Source organism: Armatimonas sp. (genome assembly GCF_043760365.1).
GTDB lineage: Bacteria > Armatimonadota > Armatimonadia > Armatimonadales > Armatimonadaceae > Armatimonas.
Genome location: NZ_JAYUPA010000360.1, coordinates 1 through 5,132, shown reverse-complemented (window position 1 = coordinate 5,132; position 5,132 = coordinate 1). Strand labels below are relative to the sequence as shown.

The window sequence follows — 5,132 nt, the reverse complement described above, 5'->3', positions numbered from 1 at the left end:
AGCACGCAGCAAGACACCCTCACGCACCTCAATCATCTCCGGCGTGCCGCACTCCTGCCCGATGCCGTACTTCAGCCTGCACTCTGCCTGGCAGCCGCCCGTCACAGCCGCTATCTCTGGGCAAATAAGCTGGAGCTGACCCACACCCAGCAGCCCGAAAAATCTGAGTTCTACGCCGCCACCCCCGAGGAACGTGCAGAGAAAGCGGGGTTCTATGCCCCGTGCTATGAAGTGGTGGCCCAGGGGCCTAGCGCACTGGTCTCGGTTCAGAGCCTGTTGGATGCCCCCTACCACCGCGCTGCCTTGCTCCAGCCAGGGGCGTTTGCCGCAGGAGTGGGAATCGCCGGAGACCGTGTTACAGTGCTTTGTGAAGCGAGCACGGGCAGAGAAGTCCTGGTTTACCCGGCGGACGGCCAGCTCGATGTGAGTGTCCAGTGGACCGATACCGAGACGCCCGATCCCCTCCGGCTCTACCCTGGTGCCGCCCGAACGACGGGCTACCCGATCACGCTCCATCTCTACGGGGTCACCGAACAACCTGAGCTGGTTGAGGCAGCGCTCACAGGTCCGGACAATATGCCCGTTGCGTGCTACACCAACTCTCCCAGCAACGACAGTGAACTCGACGACATGATCCTGCTGATTCCCAAGCAGCCGCTCCTGCCGCTCAGCGCCTACCGTGCACGCATCGTCGTCAAAGAAGCGGACGGGCGGGAGACGGCGCGCTCCTGGCAGTTCACCACCGGAAAGGCCGTCGTGCCAGCATCCCCGCCTAAACCTACGATAAAACCAGCCCCCAAACCGCCCCCAATTCCACCGCCTAAACTAAAGAAAAAGAAATGACTCTAAAATCAATCTCCCCACAGCAGTGGAAATCCGGCATCGCCGCCTGGCTCGGCTGGCTCTTCGACGGCCTAGATATTCATCTCTACACGGTTGTCGCTCCTGTCTTTGTCGCGCTTCTGCTCCAGAGCACCTCGACAACCTCACCCGATGTTAAAGAGAAAGCGGCCTACATTCAGGCAGCGTTTCTGGTGGGCTGGGCGCTAGGCGGTGCGTTCTTTGGACGGCTGGGCGATATTCTGGGCCGGAGCCGCTCGCTCAGCTTGACGATTCTTACCTACGCGGTGTTTACCGGGCTGTCATCGGTGGCGCAGACCTGGCAACAGCTTCTCATTTTCCGGTTTATTGCCGCACTCGGGATCGGTGGGGAGTGGGCTGTGGGCTCCGCGCTGCTCTCGGAGACATGGCCCAAGAGCTGGCGCGGCTGGCTGGCGGCGACACTCCAGACCGGCGTGAATATCGGCGTGCTTCTGGCAACTCTCACCACGTATCTCATGGCGGGCAACGAGCGCTGGGTCTTTCTCGTAGGAATTCTCCCAGCCCTCTTTGTCTTCTGGATCCGTAAAAATGTCCCCGAGCCCGACGAGTGGAAAGCGGCAAAAGAGAAAGACGACAAGGCTCCTGGCATCGCCGATCTGTTCCGCCCCCCGGTTCTCGCAACCACGCTACGGGTCGTCGCGGTCTGTTCCACCTCACTCACAGCGTGGTGGGCATTTCAGTTCTGGCATCTCCAGCACCTGCGTAGCCTCCCCGAGGTACAGGCGATGGATAAGCTCGCGATCACACAGCTTGCCAGTAAGACATTCGGGTGGATCATCGGCATCTCGATTCTAGGGAACTACTTCGCCGGGTTTCTCGCCCGGAAACTAGGCTACAGAGCTGCAATCGCCGTCATGCTCCTGGGCTTCTGCCTTGCCAACACCGCCGCGTATATCGTCCCCCGCAGCGCCGCGACCCTCCTGCCCTTCCTGCCCGTTGTCGGGTTCTTTTCCGGGGTATTCGCGCTCTTCACGATGTACCTGCCGCCGCTTTTCCCCACACTCTTGCGAACGACGGGGGCGGGATTTTGCTACAATATCGGGCGGATCTTCGCAGCGGCAGGCACGGTGTTCTTCGTGCTCATCAACCCGGTGGGCGACATGCGCCTCTCACTGATCTCACTCAGCCCGCTGTTTTTCCTGGCGATGTGCTTTGCCCTGACGCTACCGGATCTGCGCGATGAACCCGACGAAAAGCAGCCTGTGAGCTAGCGACGCTGTTTATTTTTGAGCTGCTCGACGGCTTCTGTGATGCGCTTGGTGCGGGTTTCGGGGCGCTTGGCATCCTCGATCCAGCGGACGTAGTTTTTTCGGTAGAACGTCGGAATAGACTCGAAAAACGCCCGCGCTTCAGGGACGGCGGTAATTGCATCGCGGAAATCTGAAGAGAGTTCGTAGAGCTGAGGGCCTTCGGGGGAGAGCTCGACTTCAACGTCGGTAGTTAGATCAAGCTTCGTATCGCGACGAAATGCCGGACCAAGCAGGAGAATATAACCGTCGCGGTCGGGCTGGAGCGGGCCGCGTATCGTGTGCCCTCCGACGGTTCCTGTTACATCGTGGCGCTCTCTTGGGCCCCACGTGTCATTGGGATCAAAGGGAATCGGTACAGCGACACTGGTTCCACGAACGGAGAGCAGCGTGGTGAAGCGCTGGAGCGGCGTGGCCTCGATCTGAATATGCGCTGCCGCACCGCGCGCGGCGGACTCTTCGGCGGGCGAGAGAAAGCCATCGCCATTGGTGTCCATTAGGTCAAACGCGGGCCGAAGTAGCTCGGGAAGCTCCTCCCGGCTTAGCTTACCATCGTTGTTGGTGTCAAACGCTTTAAAAAGTGGGTGTGGGTTATTTGGCATCGTCGAAATCCTCAGCCCTTGGCAACAGGGGTAGAGCTGAATCAGATTACCACAAATAGGGCTTTCCCCTCAGTGCAATGGTACCCAAGTGTCTTCGCGTTCGTCTTTGACCGGGCCATTTTTCTTGAGATACGTCTCCCACAGCGACTGATCCACAAACATCTGGAAGCTCACGGCAGGGCGCAGAGCCGCAAAACCAGTCATGATATGACTTTTCAAGCGGGGTGTGAGTGCCTCGTCGAACTCCGGGGAGGCGAGCACGACGGGGGCATACGGCGGCTCGGGGATCTGGGTGTAGTAGCCGATCTTATCCACGTTAAAGCGCCGCAGGTACCACGGAAGCGGCCAGTAGTAGCCATCGCTGGAGATCACTTGGATCACCATATCGAATTTCTGTGGGTGAGACTGGGCAAGGGCTTCAAGCTGCACCTTGAGCTGGTTCACATCAGGCACCGTCGGCGAGTAGAGGTAGGGGTTACGCGCCTCGTTCTGGAAGACAAAGCTCGCTTTGTACGCCTGCCAGCCGAGCTGCGCCGCCCCCAGTAAGATCAGAAGCACCGCGAGGACTTTCAGGGATTTCGAGCGGGCTGCCTCCACAATCCCGGCGGCACCAAGCCCAGCCAAGAGAGTCCAGGGGAGCAGAAAATTCAGCAGACACCAGGGTGTTTTGTACGGGATCACGGCGTAGATTCCGGTGAGCAGCAGCGTGTAGAGCGTGAGAAAACGCCCAAACGGGGTGCGGAATTTCAGCGCAGCCCCGATCACTCCCAGTGCCAGAATCAGTCCCTCGCTGGAGATTGTTCCACGCGGCCCAGAGTGCCAGGCGAGAAGCGAGAGGTAGTAGTGCCACGGGTGCTTGTGCAAGTCCGTCCCGCCCGCGCGCCGGAGCCAGGGCGTGTAGGTTTGCAGGTACCCCAGCGGCCCAGCGGGGTTAGTGAAAAAGCCCGAGAGGAAGACATAGGCAACCGCCAGCGCGATGGTGATAGTGAGCAGAATCGGACGCCAGGCGAGCATCTTGCCCTCGCGATCGCGGAGCGCGAAAAACCAGGCGATTCCCGCCGCGAACAGCGAGAGCGCCGCCGTCTCTTTGGTCGCGAACATCAGCCCCGCGAAGATTCCTGCGCCGATAGCCGAGCCTCTAAGTGCAAAGCCAAAAAAACCGAGGGTGAAGGCGGCGAGAAAGACTTCCTGGATGAAGTAGCGGCTGTAGAAAACAAAGGCGGGAGAGAGCGCCAGAAAGAGCCCGGCCCAGAGCAGCGCGTGCAGTCCGAGGGGCTTTTTGAGGAGCAGAAGCAAACCAACCATCGCAGCCCCGAGCACCGCGATGGCGGTCCGAAAGTCCGACTCCTGCATGTCCGCAATCAGGCGGTGCCCACTTGCGGCCACGAACGGAAGTGCGGCGTAGTAGATTGTCGGGCCGTGGAACTCATTGGGATCGTAGGCGTACTTGCCGTGCGCCCAGAGCTCCTGGAACTTCACTGCATGGACTGCCTCATCGCCATGAAAGGGGCGATTTCCCAGCTGAGGCAGTCGTAGAGCGAGCGCAAGTGCTATCAAGAGAAAGACGGCGACGAGCGCAAGGACACGTCCCATTACTTGGCCGGCAGACCGTAGACCTCGACTTCAGTGTAGCGGTTCAGTGGATCGGTGAAGGTACTGCCACGGCTGTAGAGCCGGACATAGCGTGCCTGGGCCTTGTTGGCGGCGATCAGACGCCCCTCGCTCGTCTCAAAGTACTCGCGGTCCTTGCCAATTCCCAGCCCGGCGCTGTTATCCGCATCGTTGTTGTAGAGCGTTGTGACGCCTTCGACAAACTTCGGATCATTGGAGACCTGCACGATCACATCGCGGAAGACAACGGGCTGCTCATGGAAGTGCCAGACTAGCACGTACGAGAGATCCGAGATGGCCCCCAGGTCAATCTGTATCCACTGCAGCTTGGGGTACATCTCGACAGTGGTGCCTTGCTTGGCATCTTTATCGCCATCCGTGATCAGATCAAGAGAGCCTTCGTAGGGCGCTTTGCTCGCCGTAACTTTCTTCTTCAGGGCCAAATTGGCGGTTCCCTTGGGCACCTGTGGAATGGGCCGTGGCCGTCCGAGCGGCTTCTCGACATTGGCTCCCGCGGGCGCATCTGAAGGTGTCCCGATAAAGTTTGGCTTAGGCAAGATTGCCGGTAGCGGCACCAGGTCCTGTGCAAGCGCGGCCCCGGCGAGGGCAAGTGTGGTAAACACCAGGAAAAGAGATCTCTTTTTCGTAGCCTTTAAATACAATTTATTCACTCTCCTAAAAACAAGTTCACTGCCCCTCTTAGAGTTCGCTGGGGCAGTTTTAGTTTCCGTTATTGTGCACGTAGTTTCTGCGCCAACGCCCGGACTTTCTCATCCTGGCTTGTGGCGAG

5 protein-coding genes are annotated in these 5,132 nt (G+C 59.3%); 2 read left to right on the top strand and 3 right to left on the bottom strand.

Annotation, left to right across the window (positions count from 1 at the left end; all coding sequences use genetic code 11):
• On the top strand, nucleotides 1–843 hold an 843-nt coding region (locus ACH2EH_RS08710; protein WP_395140818.1), incomplete at its 5' end, for a CAP domain-containing protein.
• Entirely contained in the window at nucleotides 840–2,093 is a 1,254-nt protein-coding gene (locus tag ACH2EH_RS08705; RefSeq protein ID WP_395140817.1) for an MFS transporter, read from the top strand. The genes ACH2EH_RS08710 and ACH2EH_RS08705, both read left to right, overlap by 4 nt.
• Here ACH2EH_RS08705 and ACH2EH_RS08700 read toward each other — a convergent pair.
• The 3 genes from ACH2EH_RS08700 to ACH2EH_RS08690 form a co-directional block, all read right to left on the bottom strand.
• Nucleotides 2,090–2,731 (bottom strand): YdeI/OmpD-associated family protein, encoded by a 642-nt coding sequence (locus ACH2EH_RS08700; protein WP_395140816.1) that lies wholly within the window; start codon nucleotides 2,729–2,731, stop codon nucleotides 2,090–2,092. The genes ACH2EH_RS08705 and ACH2EH_RS08700 overlap by 4 nt on opposite strands.
• A gap of 69 nt (nucleotides 2,732–2,800) precedes the next feature.
• A complete protein-coding gene (locus ACH2EH_RS08695) occupies nucleotides 2,801–4,324 on the bottom strand; it encodes a flippase activity-associated protein Agl23 (protein WP_395140815.1) in 1,524 nt (507 codons plus the stop codon).
• Entirely contained in the window at nucleotides 4,324–4,965 is a 642-nt protein-coding gene (locus ACH2EH_RS08690) for a hypothetical protein (protein ID WP_395140813.1), read from the bottom strand. Before ACH2EH_RS08690 ends, ACH2EH_RS08695 begins: the two co-directional genes overlap by 1 nt.
• Between the last annotated feature and the right edge of the window lie 167 nt (nucleotides 4,966–5,132).